At 65.7% G+C, this 1,430-nt stretch carries 2 protein-coding genes; both read left to right on the plus strand.

Annotated elements, in window-relative coordinates; all coding sequences use genetic code 11:
• Positions 1 to 982 (plus strand): tryptophan synthase subunit beta (trpB, locus tag NDO48_RS28980; protein ID WP_267322881.1); only part of this gene is annotated, 982 nt, incomplete at its 5' end.
• 2 nt (positions 983 to 984) lie between these two features.
• On the plus strand, positions 985 to 1,430 hold a 446-nt coding region (trpA, locus tag NDO48_RS28985; RefSeq protein WP_267322882.1), incomplete at its 3' end, for a tryptophan synthase subunit alpha.

A 1,430-nucleotide genomic window follows, 5' to 3' on the forward strand; every position in this document is an offset into this window, starting at 1 on the left:
CGGCGGCGCCAAGATCTACTTCAAGCGCGAGGACCTGAACCACACGGGCTCGCACAAGATCAACAACTGCCTGGGCCAGATCCTGCTCGCCAAGCGCATGGGCAAGACCCGCATCATCGCCGAGACCGGTGCCGGCCAGCATGGTGTCGCTTCGGCCACCGTCGCAGCGCGTTTCGGCTTCCCCTGCTTTGTCTATATGGGCGCCACCGACGTCGAGCGGCAGAAGCCCAATGTCTTCCGCATGAAGCTGCTCGGCGCCGAAGTGCGCCCGGTCAGCGCCGGCCACGGCACGCTGAAGGACGCCATGAACGAAGCCTTGCGCGATTGGGTCACCAACGTGCACGACACCTATTATCTGATCGGCACGGCCGCCGGTCCGCACCCCTATCCCGAACTGGTGCGCGACTTCCAGTCGGTGATCGGCTCCGAGGCGCGCCAGCAGGTGCTGGAGCAGGAGGGCCGCCTGCCCGACATGATCGTGGCTGCTGTCGGCGGCGGTTCCAACGCCATCGGCCTGTTCCACCCCTTCCTCGACGACCGCAACGTCAAGATCGTCGGCATCGAAGCCGGCGGACGTGGCCTCGACGGTGTCGAGCACTGCGCCTCGATGAATGCCGGCCGCCCGGGCGTGCTGCACGGCAACCGCACCTATCTTTTGCAGAACGAGGACGGCCAGATCCTCGACGGCCACTCGATCTCGGCCGGCCTCGACTATCCCGGCGTCGGCCCCGAGCATTCGTGGCTGCGCGACACCGGCCGCGTCGACTATCAGCCGATCCTCGACGACGAAGCGCTGGAGGCGTTCCAGCTGACCACCAAGGTGGAAGGCATCATTCCGGCGCTCGAATCGGCGCATGCGATTGCCTATGCGGTGAAGACCGCGCCGACGATGGGCAAGGACAAGGTGATGATCGTCAACCTGTCGGGCCGCGGCGACAAGGACGTGCATACGGTTGCCAAGATGCTGGGCATGGAGATCTGAACATGACGACCACCCGCATCGACCGCCGCATGGCGAAGCTGAAGGCCGAGGGACGCCCGGCACTCGTGACCTATTTCATGGGCGGCGACCCCGACTACGACACCTCGCTGTCGATCATGAAGGCGCTGCCCAAGGCCGGCAGCGACATCATCGAGCTCGGCATGCCGTTCTCCGACCCGATGGCCGACGGCCCGGCGATCCAGGCTGCCGGCCTGCGGGCGCTGAAGGCCGGCCAGACGCTGGCCAGGACGCTCGAGATGGCGCGCGAGTTCCGCAAGGACGACAACGACACCCCGATCGTGATGATGGGCTACTACAACCCTATCTACATCTACGGCGTCGACCGCTTCCTCGCAGATGCAGTCGCCTCGGGCATCGATGGCCTGATCGTCGTCGACCTGCCGCCCGAGATGGACGCCGAACTCTGCATCCCCGCACTCAAGGCAGG

The organism is Aminobacter sp. MET-1, from assembly GCF_026521175.1.
Lineage (GTDB): Bacteria > Pseudomonadota > Alphaproteobacteria > Rhizobiales > Rhizobiaceae > Aminobacter.